This window comes from Picosynechococcus sp. NKBG042902, from assembly GCF_963864045.1.
Classification (GTDB): domain Bacteria; phylum Cyanobacteriota; class Cyanobacteriia; order Cyanobacteriales; family MRBY01; genus MRBY01.
In genome coordinates this window covers 57840-79785 of the sequence record NZ_CAWLTV010000062.1, presented here as the reverse complement: position 1 = coordinate 79785, position 21946 = coordinate 57840, and the positions used below count along the sequence as shown (strand labels likewise).

22 protein-coding genes and 1 riboswitch are annotated in these 21946 nt (G+C 49.4%); of the genes, 8 read left to right on the top strand and 14 right to left on the bottom strand.

Translation table 11 applies throughout. The features are described from left to right. The first annotated feature begins 180 nt into the window (after positions 1–180). The 3 genes from AACR41_RS04960 to ndk all read left to right on the top strand — a co-directional run bounded on the left by AACR41_RS04960 (position 181) and on the right by ndk (position 2407). Positions 181–1182: a hypothetical protein gene (locus tag AACR41_RS04960; RefSeq protein ID WP_030007593.1), complete on the top strand. Its 1002-nt coding sequence runs from the start codon at positions 181–183 to the stop codon at positions 1180–1182. 67 nt (positions 1183–1249) lie between these two features. Then, positions 1250–1858 carry a PspA/IM30 family protein gene (locus AACR41_RS04955; protein WP_030007592.1) on the top strand — a complete coding sequence of 203 codons (609 nt, stop codon included), beginning with the start codon at positions 1250–1252 and terminating at the stop codon, positions 1856–1858. 99 nt (positions 1859–1957) lie between these two features. Then, on the top strand, positions 1958–2407 hold the full coding sequence (gene ndk, locus AACR41_RS04950; RefSeq protein ID WP_030007591.1) for a nucleoside-diphosphate kinase: 450 nt from the start codon (positions 1958–1960) through the stop codon (positions 2405–2407). An 85-nt stretch (positions 2408–2492) separates the two neighbouring features. On the opposite strand, the gene AACR41_RS04945 is transcribed toward ndk, so the two are convergent. Together AACR41_RS04945 and dacB are read right to left on the bottom strand one after the other, a co-directional pair. Beyond that, positions 2493–3065: a hypothetical protein gene (locus AACR41_RS04945; RefSeq protein WP_030007590.1), complete on the bottom strand. Its 573-nt coding sequence runs from the start codon at positions 3063–3065 to the stop codon at positions 2493–2495. A gap of 59 nt (positions 3066–3124) precedes the next feature. Then, positions 3125–4564 carry a D-alanyl-D-alanine carboxypeptidase/D-alanyl-D-alanine endopeptidase gene (gene dacB / locus AACR41_RS04940; protein WP_030007589.1) on the bottom strand — a complete coding sequence of 480 codons (1440 nt, stop codon included), beginning with the start codon at positions 4562–4564 and terminating at the stop codon, positions 3125–3127. 111 nt (positions 4565–4675) lie between these two features. Between dacB and AACR41_RS04935 the strand changes: the two genes are divergently transcribed. After that, positions 4676–5314 (top strand): class I SAM-dependent methyltransferase, encoded by a 639-nt coding sequence (locus tag AACR41_RS04935; RefSeq protein WP_030007588.1) that lies wholly within the window; start codon positions 4676–4678, stop codon positions 5312–5314. A 68-nt stretch (positions 5315–5382) separates the two neighbouring features. Further along, positions 5383–6561: a 1-deoxy-D-xylulose-5-phosphate reductoisomerase gene (gene dxr / locus AACR41_RS04930; protein WP_030007587.1), complete on the top strand. Its 1179-nt coding sequence runs from the start codon at positions 5383–5385 to the stop codon at positions 6559–6561. A 10-nt stretch (positions 6562–6571) separates the two neighbouring features. On the opposite strand, the gene AACR41_RS16525 is transcribed toward dxr, so the two are convergent. From AACR41_RS16525 to AACR41_RS04915, 4 genes are all read right to left on the bottom strand, one after another. Beyond that, positions 6572–6832 carry a ParE family toxin-like protein gene (locus AACR41_RS16525; protein ID WP_030007586.1) on the bottom strand — a complete coding sequence of 87 codons (261 nt, stop codon included), beginning with the start codon at positions 6830–6832 and terminating at the stop codon, positions 6572–6574. Further along, positions 6810–7031: a hypothetical protein gene (locus AACR41_RS04925; protein WP_030007585.1), complete on the bottom strand. Its 222-nt coding sequence runs from the start codon at positions 7029–7031 to the stop codon at positions 6810–6812. The genes AACR41_RS16525 and AACR41_RS04925 overlap by 23 nt, the downstream gene beginning before the upstream one ends. A gap of 74 nt (positions 7032–7105) precedes the next feature. Then, the gene (locus AACR41_RS04920; RefSeq protein WP_030007584.1) at positions 7106–8875 is read right to left on the bottom strand and encodes an ABC transporter ATP-binding protein; all 1770 of its coding nucleotides are present in this window, start codon (positions 8873–8875) and stop codon (positions 7106–7108) included. 48 nt (positions 8876–8923) lie between these two features. Continuing rightward, a complete protein-coding gene (locus AACR41_RS04915) occupies positions 8924–9355 on the bottom strand; it encodes a hypothetical protein (protein WP_030007583.1) in 432 nt (143 codons plus the stop codon). A 103-nt stretch (positions 9356–9458) separates the two neighbouring features. Here AACR41_RS04915 and hemE point away from each other — a divergent pair, with 103 nt between their 5' ends. The 3 genes from hemE (at position 9459) to AACR41_RS04900 (ending at position 12578) form a co-directional block, all read left to right on the top strand. Further along, positions 9459–10511 carry a uroporphyrinogen decarboxylase gene (gene hemE / locus AACR41_RS04910; protein ID WP_012306451.1) on the top strand — a complete coding sequence of 351 codons (1053 nt, stop codon included), beginning with the start codon at positions 9459–9461 and terminating at the stop codon, positions 10509–10511. A 161-nt stretch (positions 10512–10672) separates the two neighbouring features. Next, positions 10673–11605: an isoaspartyl peptidase/L-asparaginase gene (locus AACR41_RS04905; protein WP_030007582.1), complete on the top strand. Its 933-nt coding sequence runs from the start codon at positions 10673–10675 to the stop codon at positions 11603–11605. Positions 11606–11624: 19 nt separating this feature from the next. Continuing rightward, a complete protein-coding gene (locus AACR41_RS04900) occupies positions 11625–12578 on the top strand; it encodes an ABC transporter permease (RefSeq protein ID WP_030007581.1) in 954 nt (317 codons plus the stop codon). 59 nt (positions 12579–12637) lie between these two features. On the opposite strand, the gene gyrA is transcribed toward AACR41_RS04900, so the two are convergent. From gyrA to thiC, 8 genes are all read right to left on the bottom strand, one after another. Continuing rightward, positions 12638–15247 (bottom strand): DNA gyrase subunit A, encoded by a 2610-nt coding sequence (gyrA, locus tag AACR41_RS04895; protein ID WP_030007580.1) that lies wholly within the window; start codon positions 15245–15247, stop codon positions 12638–12640. 159 nt (positions 15248–15406) lie between these two features. Continuing rightward, complete coding sequence (locus tag AACR41_RS04890; RefSeq protein WP_152551013.1) at positions 15407–17602, bottom strand: ComEC/Rec2 family competence protein; 2196 nt, start codon at positions 17600–17602, stop codon at positions 15407–15409. A gap of 361 nt (positions 17603–17963) precedes the next feature. Then, the gene (locus AACR41_RS04885) at positions 17964–18230 is read right to left on the bottom strand and encodes a type II toxin-antitoxin system RelE family toxin (protein WP_030007578.1); all 267 of its coding nucleotides are present in this window, start codon (positions 18228–18230) and stop codon (positions 17964–17966) included. Continuing rightward, complete coding sequence (locus AACR41_RS04880; protein WP_030007577.1) at positions 18230–18433, bottom strand: hypothetical protein; 204 nt, start codon at positions 18431–18433, stop codon at positions 18230–18232. Before AACR41_RS04880 ends, AACR41_RS04885 begins: the two co-directional genes overlap by 1 nt. A gap of 253 nt (positions 18434–18686) precedes the next feature. Beyond that, entirely contained in the window at positions 18687–19319 is a 633-nt protein-coding gene (locus AACR41_RS04875; protein WP_030007576.1) for a hypothetical protein, read from the bottom strand. Between the two features lie 29 nt (positions 19320–19348). Then, positions 19349–19618 carry an AlbA family DNA-binding domain-containing protein gene (locus AACR41_RS04870; RefSeq protein WP_030007575.1) on the bottom strand — a complete coding sequence of 90 codons (270 nt, stop codon included), beginning with the start codon at positions 19616–19618 and terminating at the stop codon, positions 19349–19351. Positions 19619–19813: 195 nt separating this feature from the next. Further along, the gene (locus AACR41_RS04865) at positions 19814–20029 is read right to left on the bottom strand and encodes a DUF2283 domain-containing protein (RefSeq protein WP_030007574.1); all 216 of its coding nucleotides are present in this window, start codon (positions 20027–20029) and stop codon (positions 19814–19816) included. Between the two features lie 291 nt (positions 20030–20320). After that, the gene (thiC, locus tag AACR41_RS04860; protein WP_012306459.1) at positions 20321–21706 is read right to left on the bottom strand and encodes a phosphomethylpyrimidine synthase; all 1386 of its coding nucleotides are present in this window, start codon (positions 21704–21706) and stop codon (positions 20321–20323) included. Between the two features lie 9 nt (positions 21707–21715). Next, positions 21716–21815, bottom strand: a riboswitch (TPP riboswitch). Positions 21816–21946 lie beyond the last annotated feature (131 nt).

Genomic DNA, 21946 nt, shown 5'->3' with positions numbered 1-21946 from the left:
GGAAAAAAGATCCGGCCCCAAAAGGTCAATTTAGAACAATTGACGGCGGCCGAAAAAAATGCAGTATTTTAGAGAAAGTTGAGTCTCCCAACCCCTTAGTTTGACCGTGGGGTTACTGAGCCGCGATCGCCTTTCCCCATCCCATTGATTGTTCTCCGTTGAGAGTGTAGGAGTTTTCGGATGAATCAAGCCCCCCCTAACGCCGCAAATGCTAGCTTTCAGGCTGCTTTAGACAATTTAGACCTAGATCTAGACCGAGAATTGCAACGTTATCGACAACAGCGGCCACTATCCGAGCGATTCACACCACCTCCAAGTCCAGAACCGCCCCTCGATGGGGGATCTGCAGCTCTTGATCAGGGTGATGATGGCAAATTAATGGCGCAACAACCAGCACAGGCTTCTGAAACAGACATTACCGAGACCATCACTGCCGTTGCTGGCCCCCTTTCCCCCTGGGAGCAGCCCACGCCCCCCCCGGAAGATTACCTGCAATCGTCGGAGGAACTCCTCAAAAGTTTAGATGCCAGCAGCCAACCCGTTACCCCGCCTACGCCACGTTGGAAACTGGGTCTTGCTTTTTTGGGAGCAGCCATTTTAGGGGGTGGATTGGTGGCCTTGGCGATCGCCGTTCCCGATTTATTTACCCCGACCCCAGTCCCGGAAACAGCCGCAGAATCCTCCCCGGCCCAGACCACGGCAACAACGCCAGAGACCACTACACCGGCGACCTCTAGCACCGTTAATTTAGCCTCCCAAGAATTTATCGAGTTGCGCCTAGACAATCTCAGCATCATTGATCCCAGCGTACCCACGGACACCGAAAATACCGAAGCCGATGCCACTGCTTCTACCAGTGCCACAACGCCTCCCCCGACTCCAGATCAAGCAATAGCAACCCCCCTTGCGCCAGTGCCGGGCTTTCCGGGGACACCTTTGGCCACCCCCGATGGTTTGAAGTTGGGATATTACTACGTGATTTTCCGAAATACGAGTCCCAGCGCCCTGGAGCGTGCTCAGGCAGTGGTTGATGGGGCTTTTGTGCGACAGTTCCCCGTGGGCCAAGCCATTCAGATGGCAGAAGTCGATTCAGCCACCAAAGCCGATGATCTGATGCGTCAATTTAAGGCCCAAAAAATTGCAGCGGAGGTTTATTACCATCAACTGTCGCCAGCTTCCTAAACGAGGCGATCGCCCCCTGGGCTAGATTAGTAGTTGAAACGCGTCAGTAAGCGGGACACTGGGCACGATGAATTTTTTCCGGCGCACCTGGGATGGCATTCAACAATGGTGGCAACCTGCCGCTGATCCAGAGCACCTCCTGGAGCAGACCCTCTGGGACATGGAAAAAAAATTGATCCAAATGCGGCGGGCCGTGGCCCAGGCGGTGGCGAGTGCTAAACGGGGGGAACGACACCGAAAAACCATGGCGGCAATGGTACAGCGATGGCAGCAGTGGGTAAAATTGGCCCTGGATTGTGGCGATGAAACCTTAGCAAAAGCGGCGATCGCCCGACGACAAACCTATGGGGAAATGTTGGCGAAACTGGAGGCGCAACGGGAAGAACAACAAGCCTTTATCCGAGGTGTACGCCACGATCTTGAGGCCCTCGAAGACAAAATCAACCACATTAAACTGCAAAAAGATTGGTATGTGACGCGGTTGCGGACGGCGATCGTCCAACAACAGTTACAAACCCTCCAGCAAGAATTAATGGGGGGAAGCTTGGATGCGGCGATCGCCGATTTAGAATTGTCCCTGTGGCAAGTGGAAGCAGAAACCGATCTCATCGATCCCCTCGAAGCACAATTCCGTCAGCTAGAAAAAAGTCAGCGGCATCACCCAAAAAATTCTTAGAAAAATAAAGGCGATCGCCCACTCCATTTTAGGCGCAACGAAGGGTAAAACTTATGTTACGCTGACCTGTGGTTTTGTATATGTCCAAAGGAGAATTCTGTGGAACGCACATTTGTAATGGTTAAACCGGACGGTGTTCAGCGCGGTTTGGTCGGCGATGTTATCCGTCGTTTTGAAGCAAAAGGCTTTAAGCTCGTCGGTCTAAAATTAGTTTCTGTTTCCCGCGAATTAGCAGAGCAGCACTACGGCGTTCACAGAGAAAGACCGTTCTTCGGTAGCCTCGTAGAATTCATTATTTCTGCCCCCGTCGTCGCCATGGTCTGGGAAGGGAAAGGGGCGATCGCTGCCGCCCGGAAAATCATCGGTGCCACCAACCCCCTCGAAGCAGAACCCGGCACAATCCGGGGTGACTTCGGTGTGGACATCGGCCGTAACCTGATCCACGGTTCCGATGGCCCCGACACCGCTGCTAGTGAAATTGCCCTCTGGTTCTCCGAATCTGAATTGGCCAACTGGGAACCTGCCACCAAAGCTTGGCTCTACGAATAAATCCAATCTGTTTGGTTTCCAAGCAAATTTTGGCAATTTAATTTTTTTCAAGACCTCGTTCAACCCCAACGAGGTTTTTTCGTGGCTATTCCTCTTCATCCCAGAGCCGTTCTAATTGGTGCTGCCAAGCCAATAAAGCCCGTTGTTGTTCCCTGGGTTCTTGGTCGAGGCCCCCCATAATCCCTTCTTGGTAAAACCGGGTAATCGTTTGCATCGTCTTTTCGATACTTTGCCCCTGGGACTTGGCGGCACGGATAATTTCTCGCACTTTATCTTCGGCCAGTTGATTAAAAAAGGGACTGAGATTTTGTTGGTGTAAAGCCACCATTTCCGTTAACACCTGTTGGAAAATAGCGGTGTCAAGTTGTTCTAAGGGATATTTAAATACGCCCCAAAGTAAACCCTGGTTGAGGGCGTAGCGGACGAGTTTATTTTCATTAAAGTTACTCTCGAGCAACTGGCCATAATAGGGTTCCGCGTCGTCCTGGGACGCGACAGGTACAAAGATCCGCAGCATTTGACCATCACTAGACAGGCTCACCAGCAGGTGAAACCGGGCTTGGGATTTGTGTACTTTCCAAGTTTTGTTGTCTGTGTGGTTAATTTTGGCGTCGGGAAAAAATTCAGTGAGGGTAGCGGAGATGGCGTCTGGGGTCATTGTTGCAACTTGAATCGGAAAAATTGAATATTCGCCTTGTACTCGATCAACAGCGGAGGTTATGGCTGGGTCGTGGAACAGGAGTGCCAATCATGGACGGCGACGACAACATCATCAATGGCTTGACGGGTAATTCGAGCCGATTGGCCGGTTTGGTTCGCCAAAATACTGACTAATAAGGTGCTGTCATCGGGTAGATCGAGGTAGCCAGAGAGGCCAGAAACGTGGGTCATAGTGCCTGTTTTCCCAAAGAATTGGTTTTCTACTGGGGTATCTTGAAAGCGGTTTTGGAGAGTGCCTGTGCGACCGGCGATCGCCAAAGAATTCCGGTAAGTTTCCCCCTGGGGATGGGTCAGCATACCGTCCAAGGTCTGGATTAAGGCCATGGGAGTGACAAGGTTATGGCGAGAAAGACCAGAGCCGTCCCGCAATCGGTAGGTGGCAGGATTTACCCCAATAGATTCTAGGATTGTTTCTGGGTTTCGGTCAGCGGCAGTAAGGGTTTTTAGGAGACTTTCGGCAAAAAGGTTATTGCTGTCTTGGTTGGTGGTTTTGAGGATTTCAGCCAGGGGATCAGAGGCGATCGCCCCCAAAGGTTGCGCTTGATCTAGGTTAAGGATCGGCGTTTGCATCGTTAAACTTTTCCCGACGGTAATACCCTGCTCTCCCAGAATTTGGATGATTTTATCGAGGGCATAGCGGTCTGGATCGGGAATCGATAGTCCCCAAATGTCGGGCATGGCGTCGGCGGCCAATTTCCCGGTGAGGGTTAATGTCGTCGTGCCATAGGTTTGGGTCAGGGAACCGCTGTAGGGAGTATCGTCAGGGGCCGTCACCATCTGATTTTCCAGTTGCCATTGTTGGGCCGCAATATCATCAGACCAGCCCACCGTTGTGGTTTGGCCGGACTCTGTGGGAAAAACCGTGAGAACAACGGCGTTTTCATTGAGCATCAAGCTGGTAATGGGGACACCATAATAAAAACTCAGATCAGACCATTCCCAGGTGGGATTAACCCCAGGTTCAGGAAAATGGCTGCTGTCCAGGATGACTTGATCAATATGGTGGATTTGCTGTTGGGATAGCTGCGAGAGAGCTGTGGTTAATTTTTCGGTGGTCAAACTTGGATCACCCACACCTCGAATAATTAATTTCTCAAGATTGGGAGCTGTTCCAACGGTATAGATTGGCGTTTGATATTGATAGTTTGGGCCAAAACTTACCAGGGCAGCGGCAGTGGTGAGGAGTTTTTGGTTAGAGGCTGGCACAAAAAAAGTGTCGGCTTGGTGCTCAAATAAGAGGTTTTCGGTCTGGGGATCTTGGATCGCAATGCCCCACTGGGTTTGTTGCTGTTCTGGACGCTGGAGAATCTGAGAAATAGTGCCAGAGAGATCGCAGGTCTCTTGGGATTGGGCCAGACTTTGGGAGCTAAAAGCCAGGGTTGCTAAACTTGCCAGGGCGAGGATCTGGCTTACCGGTTGAAATTGTGTTTTCCCCATTTTTTCTCCTCGTCAACGGTCAGGGCGCATTTGTCCTACTATACTGCCGTTTTTGGTGGGCTTCGGTACACTGCGAAAAGGATCTTTGTGGTTTTCTTGGGCTAAATCTCCATGAGCGAACAATTTTTTCAACGGAAGCAGACTTTTTTTGACCGCTGGGCGAGAAATTACGACATTTTATTGACCACGCCCTTTTACCAGGCTGTCCATAAGCGGTTACTCACCTATGCTGATTTCCCCAGAGATGGCCATGTGCTCGACCTGGGTTGTGGGACGGGCAAATTATTTAAACGACTCGGCAAGCTTTATCCAGAATTAACGGGGGTGGGGTTGGATCTATCTCCAGAAATGTTAGCCCAGGCCCAACGGAAAAATATCCATGGCGATCGCCTTTCTTTTGTCCAGGGGAATGCCGAGGCGCAACCTTTTTCGGAAAATACCTTTGATGCGGCGTTTAATACCATTAGCTTTTTGCACTATCTCCACCCCAAAACGGTTTTAGGGGAAGTGCAGCGGGTGCTCAAGCCGGGGGGCCAATTTTATCTAGCGGATTATGGCAAGGGAGAATTGTGCCAAGGGGATGGTTTTCCCTTTTCGCCTGGGGGATTGCGTTTCTATTCCCGGGCGGAACGGACAGCGATGGGGGAACGGGTTGGCCTGGAAACCGTGGCACATCATTATTTGATGTTCGGCGTTTTACTCACAATTTTCCAGAAAAGCGAGGAAATCCCAAAGGCGATCGCCTCTTAAGTCGTCCCCACGAAGCCCCGATTATGAGATGATTGTCTGCAACAAACGGGTTCACGCAAACAAGTATCATGACCAACGCTAAAGCCATCTCTATCCTTGGTTCCACCGGATCAATCGGGACGCAAACCCTCGACATTGTGCGATCGCACCCCGATAAATTCCGCGTGGTGGGGATGGCCGCTGGGCGTAATATTCAACTCCTAGCCGAACAGGTGCGGGAGTTCCACCCGGAAATTGTCGCCACCAGCCAGGAAAGCCTTTTACCCGAATTAAAATCTCTCCTCAAAGATTTAAATTACCAACCCCAAATCATCGCTGGCAAAGCGGCGATCGCCGAAGTGGCCCGGTATGGTGATGCCGAAAGCGTCGTCACGGGAATTGTGGGCTGCGCTGGACTTTTACCCACCATTGCCGCCATCGAAGCCGGAAAGGACATTGCTCTCGCTAATAAAGAAACCCTGATCGCTGGGGGGCCAGTGGTTTTACCCTTAATCGAAAAACATGGCGTGAAACTGTTACCCGCTGACTCCGAACATTCCGCGATTTTCCAATGTCTCCAGGGGGTGCCGGAAGGGGGTTTGAAGCGGATTATTCTCACGGCTTCCGGGGGCGCTTTCCGGGATCTCCCCGTAGAAAAATTAGCCACTGTCACCGTCAAAGATGCCCTCAAACACCCCAACTGGTCGATGGGCCAAAAAATCACCATTGATTCTGCCACCCTGATGAATAAAGGTTTAGAGGTGATCGAAGCCCATTATCTCTTTGGTAAAGATTACGACGACATCGACATTGTGGTGCATCCCCAGAGCATCATCCACTCCCTAATCGAGCTGCAAGATACCTCGGTTTTAGCCCAGTTGGGTTGGCCGGATATGCGTTTGCCTTTGCTCTATGCCCTCTCCTATCCTGAGCGCATTCACACCGATTGGGAGCAATTTGACCTCGTGAAGGCGGGCGATCTTACCTTCCGGGAACCGGATCACCATAAATATCCCTGCATGAATTTGGCCTATGCTGCGGGACGGGCCGGGGGATCCATGTCAGCGGTTTTAAATGCAGCGAATGAGCAAGCTGTGGCCCTTTTCCTCGAAGAAAAAATTGAATTCCTCGATATCCCTCGTCTCATCGAAAAGGTCTGCGATCGCCACCAAAACGACAACAAGACAAACCCGACCCTAGACGACATTTTGCAGGCAGATCAATGGGCCAGACAAGCTGTTCTTGAATTACAGCCACAATTGGCCTAGCTAACCGTTGTCACGAATTAATAAGACGCTCGTACTCAGCATGGTTGCCAATCCAAAACCAATAGTAATCATCCCCTTTTTTTAGGGCTAAAGCTCGATAATTATTGGTAATCCGAATTGACCATAGGTTTTTGCCTACTTTCTTAAAGTGAAGGGAGGGATAATCTTGGTTGGCTTGCCACAAATGATAGGTATTGTTTGCCTTCTCCTGAAGTTCTGGTGGCAGTTTTTTATAGGCTTTCCAGAACTCAGAGGTTGCGAAGGACTGCATGTAAATCTTTTACCTGATTGTTCGTAATGTCTGCCTCTGCTTTGGCAATCAGTTGATCTAGCTTGCCTGCATTGAAATCCATCTCAAGCTGCTGATCCCACTGCTCAGCAAGATAAGCTTGAATCCATTCCGAGAGATGGCGAATTTCATTTTCAGACAGATTTTTGATGGCGGCTTCAATTTCTACTAGGGAAGTCATTTTGGGCAACCTCTACGGATTTTTTCAATTATATAAAAGTCAAAAAGAACGACTAAAACCCAAACCTAAGGAAGTTAAACTGCTAGACGTGCTCCGGTTTGGACTTGCCAGAGGCTGTAGTATAAACCCTGCCGATCAAGGAGTTGTTCATGGGTGCCTTGTTCGACAATTTTGCCTTGATCCATCACATAGATGCAGTCGGAATGGCGGATCGTGGAAAGGCGGTGGGCGATCGCAATGGTGGTGCGATGCTGGGTGATTTTTTCGAGGGATTTGGCGATCGCCGCTTCGGTTTCATTGTCCACAGCAGAAGTAGCCTCGTCCAAAATCAAGATGGGCGGATCTTTTAAAATGGCGCGGGCGATCGCCAAGCGTTGCCGTTGACCACCGGAGAGTTTTTGCCCCCGTTCCCCGACGATGGTGCCGTACTGTTGGGGCAGAGTTTCGATAAAGTCGTGGGCTTCAGCAAGTTTTGCGGCCTGGATAATTTCCGGGAGAGTTGCATCGGGGTTCCCGTAGGCAATGTTTTCGGCCACGGTGCCATGGAACAGAAACACATCCTGACTCACTAGACCAATGGCGCGCCGCAGATCCTTGAGGTAAATGTCGCGAATATCGAGGCCATCGACAGTAATTTGTCCCTGGTTAATTTCGTAGAAACGCAGGAGCAATTTCACGATGGTACTTTTCCCAGAACCTGTCGCCCCCACAATCGCAATGGTTTGCCCCGCAGGAATGTGGAGGGAAAAATCTTGCAAAACCGGTGCCCGCTCAAAGTAGGCAAAGGAAATATTGTCGAGTTTGATTTCTCCTTTGACGGTATGGGTGGGTAGGGCTACTTCCCCAGAACGAATTTGCACTTCCGTGTCGAGGAGATTAAAGACCCGGTTACTCGAAGCCATCGCCCGTTGATAAAGATCCATCGTTTGTCCCAGGCGGGTCAGGGGCCATAGCAACCGCTGGGTCATAAACACCAACACACTGTAGGTACCCACAGCCAAGGCTCCTTGTTCCACCTGCAATCCACCGAAAAAGAGAATCGCTGTAAACCCAGCCAAAATCGCAATCCGGATTAAGGGGATAAAGGCGGCACTTAAGGCGATCGCCCGCTCATTACTTTGAAGATAAGCATCACTATCAAAGCGGAGCCGTTCTAGCTCGTAATGCTCCGTCGTAAAGCTTTTAATGGTCGTGATGCCGCTGAGGTTATTGGATAGGCGCGAGCTGAGTACCCCTACCTTTTCGCGCACATCGGCATAGCGGGGAGCCAACTTTTTCTGAAATGCCACCGAACCCCAGATGATGATCGGAATCGGCGCCATCGCCATCCAGGCCGCTGAGGGGGTCGCGTAGAAGAATAAACCCCCAATCAAAATCACCGTCGTGATCACCTGCAAGATTTCGTTGGCGCCCACATCGAGAAAGCGTTCCAACTGGTTCACATCATCATTGAGTAGGGCTAATAGTTCCCCGGTGCTGCGTTCTTCAAAGTAGCCCAACTCCAGTTCCTGCAAATGGCCGTAACCATCGAGACGGAGATTGTGTTGCATTTTTTGGGCTAAATTGCGCCACAGACGTTGGTAGAAATATTCAAAAATGGACTCGGCACTCCAGATCAGGAAAGACAAAATGCCGATGACGACCAATTGACCGATGATGCTGGTGACGCCAAACTGGGCCACAAAGGAGTTGTCCCGCTGTACCACGGTATCCACTGCCACCCCGATCAGCACCGGAGGCGCCAGATCAAAGAGTTTATTCAGAACGGAACAGGCGATCGCCAAATTGATCTGTTTGCGGTAGCGACTACCATAGCGGAATAAACGGGTTAGCGGATGGGACATACTCAAAGAAAATCAAGCCAATACCCAAGAGATCATAACCTGTTCTGTTTAATCTTCGCCCGGCTCTAGCACCTGCACATCCACCGTTTTAGCGTCGGCGTTATCCGTCCCTTGCGGCCCGTCCACTTCCACAGCGGCCACCTCCACCGTCCCCTCAGGGGTCTGGCGCTGGAATTGCTTTTCTGTAATTTGCACCACTTCACCGCAACTAGGACAGCGAGCCATGGAATTGTTTAAACCCGTAAATTCATAGCCACAGACCGGACAATCTGCCTCTACTAAATTGCGCTTGAGCCACCACTGGAAGCCCACAACCCCCAAGGCGATCGCCACGGGAATGAGCAGAATGAGAATAATAAACCCATTGACAACCCAGCCGAGGCCCACCGAAGTCAGTAACGCCGCAATCAGGATAAAGGTCAAAAAACAGCCGAGGCCCGAAGAAGAGAATTGAATATTACGAGAGAAAGGATCGTTCACAATATTTCTTAATAATTGTTAACTGCTTACGATAGTGCCTCAAGTTTATTTCACAAACCGAGATGATAAGCTTACAAATGCACAAAAATTATTTTAATAAATCATGTCGGAAAGCAATAATACACCTCTTTTATTGAGGGCTGCACGGGGGGAAAAAGTTGAGCGGACACCGGTTTGGATGATGCGTCAAGCCGGACGTTACATGAAAATTTATCGCGACTTGCGGGAGAAGTACCCGAGCTTCCGGGAACGTTCTGAAAATCCTGATCTCGCCATCGAAATTTCGCTCCAACCTTGGCATGCATTCCAGCCTGACGGTGTAATTATGTTTTCGGATATCCTCACTCCCCTACCAGGGATGGGGATTCCCTTCGACATCATCGAAAGCAAAGGGCCAATCATTGAAAACCCGATCCGCACCCAGGCCCAGGTCGATGCCATGACCCCCTTTGATCCGGCAGAATCCTTGCCTTTTATCAAAACAATCCTTGGCACCCTCCGCCAGGAAGTGGGCAATGCCTCGACGGTACTGGGATTTGTCGGTGCCCCCTGGACGCTAGCTGCCTATGCCATTGAAGGTAAGAGTTCAAAGAACTACGCCATCATCAAAAATATGGCCTTTTCTGAGCCGGCTGTGTTGCACAGTTTCCTTGGAAAAATTGCCGATGCGATCGCCGATTATGTTTGCTACCAGATCGAATGTGGAGCCCAGGTGATCCAAATGTTTGACTCTTGGGCGGGCCAACTCAGTCCCCAAGACTACGATATGTTTGCCCTGCCGTATCAAAAACGGGTCGTGGACAAAGTCAAAGCAAAATACCCAGACTTCCCGCTGATTCTGTACATCAGTGGCAGTGCCGGTGTCCTAGAACGCATGGGTAAATCTGGTGTCGATATCGTCAGCGTCGATTGGACGGTGGATATGGCCGATGCTCGCCAGCGCCTTGGTAAAGACATGAAAGTCCAAGGCAATATTGATCCTGGTGTGCTGTTTGGTTCCCAGGACTTCATCAAAGCGCGGATCATTGACACCGTGCGTAAAGCCGGCAATTGGGGACATATTCTCAATCTCGGCCATGGCGTGCTTGTTGGTACCCCCGAAGATAATGTCCGCTTCTTCTTTGAAACCTGTAAGAACGTCCAGAGTTTCCTCTAGGTTTTAAAGCCATTCCTTCATTCAGAAAAAGCGTTTTAGGAGAGTCGAATCCTAGGGCGCTTTTTTTGAGGAGTTGGGCTGATACCGTAGGCAGGGCCGACATTTCTCGATAGAATTTCCTAGCGTTTGCTTTTAGTTAAAAATTCTGGGGAATCAGCGGGATGACAGTGCAACCAAAACTCATTATTCACGGTGGGGCCGGCAGTTCCCTCAAGGGCAAAGGGGGCTTAATCGCCGTACGGGAGTCGCTCCACAGGATTGTTCAAGAGGTTTATGACTTCTTAGAACAGGGCGGCAGTGCTGTGGAAGCCGTTATCCTAGGGGCGAAACTTTTAGAAGATGAACCACGGTTTAATGCAGGGACGGGGTCGGTGCTCCAGTCCGATGGTCAAATTCGCATGAGCGCTTCCCTGATGGATGGTACGGCCCAACGGTTTAGCGGCGTGATTAATGTGGGCCGCATTAAAAATCCCATCGAAGTGGCCCAGGCGTTGCAAACGGAAGATGATCGAGTGTTGTCCGATGTTGGTGCGGCAGAGATGGTGCGGTTACTACAGCTCCCCATTCATGATCCTCTGACTGATTTGCGCCTCGAAGAATGGCTGGAAGAACGTAAGGGAAATTTTCGCAGTAGTATGGCCGGGGTTGTTGCGGAGGATGAAATGGCGCGGCGCGGCACCATTGGGGTGGTGGCTCTGGACCAAAATGGTCGGGTTGCAGCGGCTACCTCTACGGGCGGGAAAGGTTTAGAACGCATTGGTCGGGTGAGTGATTCGGCGATGCCTGCGGGAAATTATGCAACCCAGGTGGCTGGGGTTAGTTGCACGGGCATTGGGGAAGACATTATTGACGAATGCCTTGCGGCGAAGGTGGTTATTCGGGTCACCGATGGTTTAAGTTTGCCAACCGCCATGGAAAAATCAATCCAGGAAGCAACGGTAAATAAACGGGATCTGGGGGCGATCGCCTTGGATGCCGAGGGCAATATTGTCTGGGGAAAAACCAGCGAAGTGCTTTTGGCGGCCTACCACGACGGCACCGCTGTGGGGGATACCCTGGAATGGCAACTGGAACCGGGGGTCGGTTGTCTCTAGGGAAGAGGGGAGGCCGATGGTGATGCGCACTCTTCTAAAACGTTTGGCGATCGCCCTGGGGACATTGCTTGCCATTAGTTTTGTGATTTTCACGATTTTGGCCTTGGCACCAGGAGACCCCCTCAGTGAGTTTGCGAATAATCCGGCGATCACGGCTGAGGTGCGGGAAAATATCCGGCGATCGCTGGGTCTCGATCAGCCCTTTTATCTTCGTTATGTCAAATGGCTCTGGGCGCTGTGCCAGGGGAATTTGGGCTATTCTTTCACCAGTAAAAGTCCTGTGCTGGGTCTGATTTGGCAACGCCTGCCGACGACCCTCTGGGTAGTGGGTCTTGCCTACGGTTTGAGTGTGGCGATCGCCTTACCCCTGGGGATTATCTCTGCCCTACGCCGCAACTCTCTTTTGGATCAACTGGCCACCACCTTTGCTTTTTTGGGGTATTCTCTGCCCACTTTTTTCACGGGTTTGCTGGCGATCATTGTCTTTAGCGTGAAATTGCAGTGGCTCCCCTCACTGTACAACAGCACCCTGGTGGTTAATGATTTTCAGAGTTTTTGGCAGCAGATCCAGCAATCGATCCTGCCGATCACCGTCCTTGCGTTGTACCAAACGGCGATTTTGACCCGGTTTGTGCGCAATGCGATCCTCGAAGAGTTGCCCCAGGATTATGTGCGGACGGCCTATGCCAAGGGCTTGGGGGAATTTGCCGTGCTCCGCAAACATATTTTGCGCAACGCCTTGATTCCCGTTGTCACTCTGATTGCCATTGATGTGCCGAGCATTGTGACGGGGGCCTTGGTGACAGAACAAATTTTTCGGGTGCCAGGGATCGGCGCGCTACTCATTGAATCCATTAACCGCAACGATACCCCCGTGATCATGGGCATCACGATTATCTATGCGGCCTTGGTGGTGATCTTTAATGCGATCGCCGATCTAAGTTACCGTTTCCTTGACCCCCGCATTAAGTAACAAAAAAATCCTCCCTAAGGGAGGTGCCGTAGGCGGAGGGTGTTTTCCCTTGGGAGAGGTTATTCTTCCTCAGCTGTGACCTCCACCATGTCTAAATTGTCTTCCTCGGCGGCAATATCCACAGTTTCTAAACCGTCTTCTTCTGCTGGGGGCGGTACTAGGGCCACTGCCACAATCGCATCATCCCCATCCAGGCGTTGTACTCTGACCCCCGTAGCACTGCGGGATTGGAGCGAAATCGACTCCACAGCCTGACGGATCATAATGCCGCGCCCCGTGACGAGCATCAGTTCATCTTCGGGATTGACAATTCTCAGGGAAGCCAACCGATCTGCCTTAGATTTGAATTTAATCGCCCGGAGGCCGACCCCCGCACGGTTTTGCAGGCGGAACCGTCCCACGGGTACCCGCTTGCCGAAGCCTTTTGTGGTTACGGCGATGACCCAAGGCCCCTGGTCAACATTTTCGGTGACTTCTTCGTTATCGTCTTCGTCTTCTGCTGTATCCGCAGCGGCGATCGCCGCCGTAATTTGAGACGACACAATGTCCATGCTCACCAATTTGTCATCGTCGGATTTGAGTTTCATCGCCCGCACGCCTCTCGTAGAGCGGCCCAAGGGACGCAGCTGATTATGGTCAGCCTGGAAGTGGATCGCCATTCCTTCACTACTGGCCACAATGATGCTGTCCTCCTGTCGCGCGAGGCGTACCCAACGGAGTTCATCCCCATCTTCGAGGGAAATGGCAATTAGACCGTTCGAGCGAATTTTGGCAAAGGCAGACAGGGCGGTTTTTTTGATGTAGCCGTTTTGGGTGAGCATGACGAGGTATTCATCCTCGGTAAACTCACTCACCGCCAGCATCGCTGTAATTTTTTCATCCTTCGGGATCGGGAGCAGTTGAATCGCCGGTAAACCTCTGGCCGTGCGGGAACTCTGGGGTATTTGATAAGCGTTTAGAGAATAAACGACGCCGCGCTCCGTAAAGAACAGCACATGGTCATGATCGCAGCAGGTGAGGAAGTGATCGACGCCATCGTCTTCCTTCATTTTGGTGGCGGCTTTGCCGCGAGTGGCGCGGTTTTGGGCGTCAAAGGTGGCCACGGGCATGCGTTTGATATAGCCCTGTTCGGTGAGCAAAATAGCCGCTTGCTCATTGGCAATTAGGTCAATATCCTGGAGATCGCCGTCATCCAAGACCAATTCTGTGCGGCGATCGCTCTGGTGGATAGTCTTAATTTCGGTGAGCTCTGCTTCGATAATCGCGTAAACCCGTTCCCGACGCGCGAGGATATCTTCGAGATCCGTAATCTTCAGCAACAGATCCTGGTGTTCTGCTTCGATCTTGTCCGCTTCTAGGGCCGTGAGGCGACGCAATTGCATTTGTAAAATGGCGTCGGCCTGGGCTTGGCTGAGGTTGTAGCCGTCCATTAACCCTTGACGGGCGATCGCCGTATCCGCTGCCTGGCGAATCAAGTGAATCACCGCATCGAGATTATCGAGGGCAATGAGTAATCCCTGGAGAATGTGATCCCGTTCCTGGGCCTTGCGCAGTTCGTAGCGGGTGCGCCGGGTAATTACTTCCACCCGGAAATCCAGGAACACCTGGAGGAATTGCTTCAGGTTGAGCAGTTGGGGTTCGCCGTTCACCAGGGCCAGCATATTCGCGCCAAAATTGGCCTGGAGGGGCGTATGTTTATACAGATTATTTAAAACAACACGGGGATAAGCATCGCGCTTGAGTTCGATGACAATCCGCATTCCTTGGCGATCGCTTTCATCGCGGATATCAGAGATGCCATCAATTTTCTTATCGTTGACCATATCGGCAATGCGTTCGATCAGCGCCGCTTTGTTGGTCTGGTAGGGCAGCTGGGTGACGATAATTGCTTCTTTTTCCCGGCCATTTTGGCGGAGTGTTTCAATTTCTGCGACTCCCCGCATGGTGATCGAACCCCGACCCGTCATGTAAGCATCTTTAATCCCCGAACGACCGAGAATCTGTGCCCCCGTCGGAAAATCAGGGGCCGGGACAAATTGCATCAATTCTTTGATCGTGATCTCAGGATTGTGGATCAGCGCTGTCACCCCATCGATAATTTCCCCAAGATTATGGGGCGGGATATTGGTCGCCATCCCCACCGCAATCCCCGAAGAACCATTCACCAAAAGCTGGGGAATCCGAGAAGGGAGAACAACGGGTTCCTGTTGGGAGCCATCGAAGTTATCCGCAAAGTCAACGGTTTCTGATTCGATATCCCGCAGCAGGGCATTGGTCGCCAAGGACTGGAGCCGACATTCGGTGTAACGCATGGCCGCCGCTGGGTCGTTATCAATGGAGCCAAAATTACCGTGGCCATTGATCAGCGGGTCTCGCATGGAGAAATCCTGAGCCATGCGCACCAGGGCATCATAGACCGCTGTATCCCCGTGGGGGTGATATTTACCGAGGACTTCCCCCACGACCCGGGCACATTTCCGGAAAGGGCGATCTGGGGTCAAACCCAATTCATACATCGCATACAAAATACGACGGTGTACGGGTTTTAAGCCATCCCGTGCATCGGGTAACGCCCGCCCCACAATCACACTCATGGCGTACTCTAGGTACGAGCGTGACATTTCATTGCTTAAATCGGTGGGAATAATGCGCTCCTGGGGGGAGGTCATAGGATTTCGGCTCCGCTAGGTCAAAAAAGGTTAAAAACCAGAGAAAAAGACGTTAAGGAAGATTATTTTGCGTTTTTTAACTGGATTTTTTCGGTCAAATAGACTCCTATTTTACCACAGTCTTTGGGGCATAAACTGGCTCAGGAAAAGGCTTTGGGCCTAGGGGAGATTGGGCGCAAGGCTGCTTAAACCCTGGCGGGGCGTCCATTGAATCGTGCCGTCGGTTTCGCTCCAGTAAACGATGCGGTTGGGCGCTAAAAAATGACCCTGGGGAGAACCAATGGCGATCGCCTTTTGGGGTTTGAGGGTCTGCCAGATTTTGAAATCGAGATCAGCGGCCTTTGCAATGAGAATGGCCGGATTCCACTGGGCAATAAAGTCGGCGTCAGCAGTTTGTTTGCTGAGGAGATAAAAAGCTTGGCCCTGGAGACGAATTTCTAAAATATGCAGATCTTCCTGAAGGAGTTGCAAGCGGATTGGGCCGAGGCGTTTCGGTTCGAGGGGGCGGAGGATTGTAACCTTATCGGTTGGAGATTGAGGGAGTGAAAAACGCTGTTTGATAGGCAGTTCACCGGAAAAATCAACGGTTTGGGCGGCGGGGTCGGGGGGCGTCAGGGAAAGCAAGCCATCAATTTGATTGAGGCCGCTGCGACGTAAAAAAGGTTCGAGGGTATATTCCCAAAATCCAGGGGAACCGACATTAATTACCAGGGTTTTACCGCCCGCTTGAGCGACAATTACAGGGGTTTGGCGATCGCCAAAGATCGTCACTTGAGTGGTATTGAAGTGACGATAAACCAGCACTGTAATGAAAAAGATTAACAAACCGCTGATCAGGGGCTTGGCCCGTTTTTGGGCCCAGGGAGAGCGCCAAATCAACAGCATCACTCCATAGAAAACAAGCAGTTGCGGCAAAGGTAGCGCGGCGACACTCGTTTGGCTCCCAGGCAACGCCACAACCTGTTCCACGAGCCAAATCATCCCTCGCAAAGGCCAACCCAGCCCATAGGCGATCGCCCCACCAAGTTCTGGGCTGAATAGACCGACGGCACCGCTGACCATACCGCCCAAACTGACCAGGCCAATAATGGGCGATAGCACAATGCTGGTGGGAATCGAGTAGGTGGCGATCACATTAAATTTGTAGGCCAGTAAGGGTAATGTCCAAAGGCTGGCGGCCATGGGAATGGCGATCGCCGTTGCCACCGTTGGGGGAAGAAAATCTAGCTTTTTCTGGATCGGTTCTAGGGTCGTAAACAAACCAAAGGTGGCCAAAAAACTGAGTTGAAAGCCCAAGTCCCACAGCCATAGCGGTTTAATGAGGAGCAACACCGTTGCCGTCACTAGCAAAAGACCAATGGGCTTGACCTTGCGATCAAGCACTAGGGCCACTAAACCCCCCATCCCCATTAAGGCCGCCCGGAGAATCGAAGCCTGGAAACCCGTCAGCAGCACGTAACCAAGTAAAGTTCCTGCCGCGCCATAGAATTGTGTTTTCTCTTCTTGATCACGCAGGAGCCACAGCACGACCCCCAACAACAGCGACACATGAAACCCAGACGCGGCGACGGTGTAGGCCAAGCCCGCTTTGACCCACAAATCATAAATTTCGGGGTCTAAATTGGTGGTCTGACGTCCCAACACCATAGAACTGAGCAAGCTAGCGGGTTTGTCTGGTAAAAATTCCCGATGGCTTCGTTGAATCCGTTGGCGTAGTATTTCTGTGAGCGACTCTTCTCGCCGAATTAATGCCGCTTCCCAAGCACTAAAACCCAGAAAAGTATTGTTTTGGCGTAGGTAATCCGGAAAACTGAAGGCAAATTTATTTTGGGGCGGTTGGGGTTTGTATAAACGCCCTGTCAACTGGAGGCGATCGCCAAGCTTAAATTGAGAAAAATCTCCGCTTAACGTGACATATAAATTTTCTTTTTGGGGAGCAACATTTTGCCCTAACTTTACATCTTGCACCCGAAACCAAAACCGTTGTTTGTCTGGCTCTTGTGTGGTGATGGAGCGGTAAATTTTCCCTTGGATTTCTACGGGACTTTGTAATAAACTGGGCTGACTTTGGGTGAGACTGTAGAGACCATTGGTCGCCGGACGGGGTAGACGCCCTTGACTATAAACTACAGCCAGCAGCATCACCAATCCCAGCATCGGCCAGAAGCGGCGCGGCACTTGCCAGAGATAACGGGGAAGAAAAATTGTTGCGAGGATTGTCCCCAAGGCGATCGTCCCAACCAATAACCCCCACTGCAGCAAAGAAGGTTGCGGGTTCAGTGGCCCCCAAAATCCCGTTAAACCAAGACCAATTAGATATCCAAGACAGAGGACGATACCACGCTGAAAAACCATAGGCAAAGAAAGCAAATCTGCGAGCAAAGATACAAAAACTTGCCCACAAGCTTAGCTCGACTTTATCCATGGGATATTAGTGAGGAAACGGTAGAAGGACTCAGAGTAGAAAATTTGTGTGAATCAATGACTATGCCGTTGAGCACCAAGAATGGGCCATCCTCTATATTGCCGTCGATTTTCGCGAGCCATCCCCAAATGAGCGCCATAAAAATCCGCATTGACATTGCTAAAGACCTCCAAGGCAGAACCCTATGCGCGTCATAGTGTTGTTTCCTTCACTCGTGACCAGGGTTGTCCGTTGACTCCCTAAAAAGGCGATCGCCAAGGTAGCCCAAAAATATCACTCCACTTTCATGGCCTATGGGAAAAATCGATAAATCTCTTTCCTATGCAAAAAGCGGGTAAAAATCAATGTATTCTCCGAAAGTTCAATGCCAATGCGATAATCACCTAGCCGGATGCGATAAAAAGTCTGATAGCCTTGCATTTTTTTGAGATTATTAATTTCGTTTAATTGTCCGGCCTGTTTACACTGTAAAATAACTTCTTTGGCTTTTTGGCGAATTTTTTTATCTTTAATTTTTTTGAGATCTTTTTGAAAGCGAGATTCAAACAGTATTTCCATTATTCTTCATCTAACAAAGTAAAGATCTCTTCCTCGCTCACAAAATCATTTTGTCTACCTTCAATGATTGCTTTTCCGAGTCCCACTTCTTCAAGGGCATCAAGGAAAATTTCTCGAATGACTTCCTGACGATTTTGAATCAGATCAATCATGATTTCTGTTAATAGCTCTTTTGTTTTACTGTCATCAATTTGGATCAACATTGTGTTTTCATACAGAGAATATATAAATTATCATAACTACTTTTGGAGTTTATTGCTTCATCGCAGAAGACATTTATCTACCCGATTGGGGCAACATCGAAACTATCGAAAAATCCGAAAGCATCTGAAACGAATAAAAAACAAACCGTAGAGTGTGTTAACGAAGCGTAATGAACATTCAACTAAACAGATAATCAAAAAAGGCGCGTTACATTTTAACCCTAAAGGATCTGTCAAACAATGACTGCAAATTCTAGGTTTTTTGAGGCAAGAACCTTTCGAGCTTTTTCTCGATTAGTTTTAAACTTTCCAATTTCTTATCAATCGATTTGAGGGACTTTGCAATTTCTTCAAGATTTTCTTTGCCAAGTATCATAGGTGGTAGTGAATTCTTGAAAATCTCTGTTGCTTCATATTCGTAGTTATTTCCAGACAAATCACAGTAAGTTATTTTAATAGATGTATTAAGATCAGATACTATATCAATATTACTATACAAAGCGAGATCTAGAAAACATGGATTGTCTTGATCAATTAAAGCAATTTGAATAGGAAATAGTTTTTCCTCACAAAGTTTTGGTACGGGCTGAATTGAAATTTGAACATTAAGTGCGACTGAGCCTGTAACTGAAATTACCCCTAATTGAATAGTGCCCGGCTTATTTGGATGCAGTCTTAATAAATGTTGTAGCTTTGGTTTGGTAAAGTATCTTTTTGCACGAATTGCTTCAAGAATAAAATGACTAGCTTTGACTGTGTGAGCACCTGCGCGAATATAGTAGCAATGATCAGGAGCCATATGCGGAGCAATATTACTACTATCTATACAGATTAATAAAACAGCCTTACCTTCATCAATATTTCCTCTATCCATACAATCAGTCATAAAGTGGATTTCATACTCAGGTCTTGGATCTAAACTATTGATAATCTGATCGACCCAATCACGTCGATCTTGTTGTCTATTTTTTTTCCGACTTTAAGAGAAATACCACCATCAGCATTGCCATCTTTATCAATGCCAGCAATAAAATAACCCCCTCCAGAATTAGCAAAACCTGAAGCCGCGCAACCTATTTTCTTCCTAAGCTCATTATCATCGGTGCGGCTTGATTTAAACTCGAACTTCTCATTTTCTGAATTTGGAAGTTGCGTTAGATCAAAATTTTTAGTATTAAATTTCATATTTTTGCTTTTCTAACATGATAACAAGAAGTCAATTTAGCCATTCACTCCTCACGGGAATTTGAGGTGGCTTGAATTTAAGCTTTAGCTAATTCTTCTTTTGCAGAACTGTTAGATAAATACTTTACATCGATCAATTCTCTTCCTATGATACATCCTAAAAAATGTTGCAATCATTATAAATTCCATAATTTTTTAAGAGGCGAGGAGCATATCTGGGATAATAGTTTCAAAAGAAAAAGCATTTAAATTTGTTAAGCTTTGAGCATGCTCGATAGTGATTGCGCAAACTTTGCCATCTTGATCTAAATCGACGAGGGTATTTTCGTTAATATCTTTCGTTTCTACAATCGGATTTTGATTGAATTCTAAATATAGAGTATCTGTATCTTGAAAATATTGAATCTTCATTTTTTAAAACTCCGATCAAAAAAGGCATTGTGAATAGTTTCTCCATCCTGAAGCAAAACAACCCTCAATGCCCGGTTATCCATTTTATGAATTCTTGCCCATCTCTTGATACGTCCATCTTCCTGGATTTGCTCTTTTTCGGGATTTAGGATCACGAACTCAATCCATTCTAATTTTATTAAGCTTCGATCCGGACGTTGTCTCGTCGTTAAAAAATATTGTGTGAATTTCATGCAGGAAATGTGAGTATAGGGTGCATTATTTTGCAATAACGCACCCCATAAATAAGGCTTAAGCTTTGGCGAGTTCTTCCTTGGCGGCAGTACTAGCTAAATACTTTTCCAGTTCCGTTAACGCATCCGCATCAACTTTCGTTTGCATCGGACAGAATTTAGGGCCACACATGGAACAGAATTCCGCAGTTTTATAAATGTCTGCCGGAAGGGTTTCATCGTGGTACTCACGGGCGCGTTCCGGATCGAGGGAAAGCTCAAACTGCTTCTCCCAATCGAAGTTATAGCGAGCATGGGACAACTCATCATCGCGATCGCGTGCCCCAGGACGATGACGGGCAATATCTGCCGCATGGGCCGCAATCTTATAGGCGATGAGGCCATTCCGTACATCCTCTGCATCAGGTAGGCCGAGGTGCTCTTTGGGGGTGACATAGCAGAGCATCGCCGTGCCATACCAGCCAGCCATTGCTGCCCCGATCGCCGAGGTGATGTGGTCATAGCCAGGCGCAATATCAGTCACCAAGGGGCCGAGCACATAGAAAGGCGCTTCAGAACACTCTTCCATCTGCTTTTTCACGTTGAACTCGATCTGATCCATGGGGACGTGGCCAGGGCCTTCTACCATCACTTGGACATCGTGTTCCCAAGCGCGACGGGTCAGTTGACCGAGGGTTTTCAGTTCAGCGAGTTGCGCCTCATCAGAAGCATCGTGGGTACAGCCAGGGCGCAGAGAATCCCCAAGGCTGAAGGACACATCGTAACGCTTAAAGATTTCGATAATGTCGTCAAAGTGGGTATAGAGGGGATTTTGCTTATGGTGATGCAACATCCAACGGGCAAGAATCCCACCACCACGGGACACAATCCCCGTAATCCGGTTTTTCACGAGGGGCAGATGCTCGATCAAGATCCCAGCGTGGATGGTCATGTAGTCCACCCCTTGCTGGGCGTGCTTCTCGATGATGTGCAGAAAATCATTGGCCGTGAGGTTTTCCATGTTGCCATGGACACTTTCTAGGGCTTGGTAGATGGGCACTGTCCCGATGGGCACTGGTGAGGCTTTGATAATGGCGGTACGAATTTCGTCCAGATTGCCGCCTCCGGTGGAGAGATCCATCACAGTATCCGCGCCATATTTAACGGCCTGTTGCAGCTTGGCCAATTCCTCATTAATTTCAGAGGAGTTGGGGGACGCACCGATATTTGCATTGACTTTGCATTTCGAAGCAATGCCGATACACATCGGTTCGAGGTTGGTGTGATTGATATTGGCCGGGATAATCATGCGACCCCGGGCCACTTCGTCGCGAATCAAGTCAACGGGAAGATTCTCACGCTTCGCCACGTAGTCCATTTCTTCGGTGATAACGCCTTGGCGTGCGTAGTGCATTTGGGAGACGTTACTTTGACCTTGCCGTTTGGCGACCCAATCAGCTCTCATATTGTTTTAATCCTCTATTAACAGCTTCCCTACGCTGGTATTACCCAGTCTCAGGTTCTAAGGGACTATCTCAGTCTGATTCCTATGACAGACACCCCTAGCTATGGCAATAAATTCTAACATCACTCCTTAGCAAAGTCTTGGGAAGTATGGCGGGGCTGGGATCAGGGTCTGACGGGATTTGGGCAGATTTAAGGATTTTTGGACAGCAGTCTGGAAAATCGCTATTTTCTGGGGAAA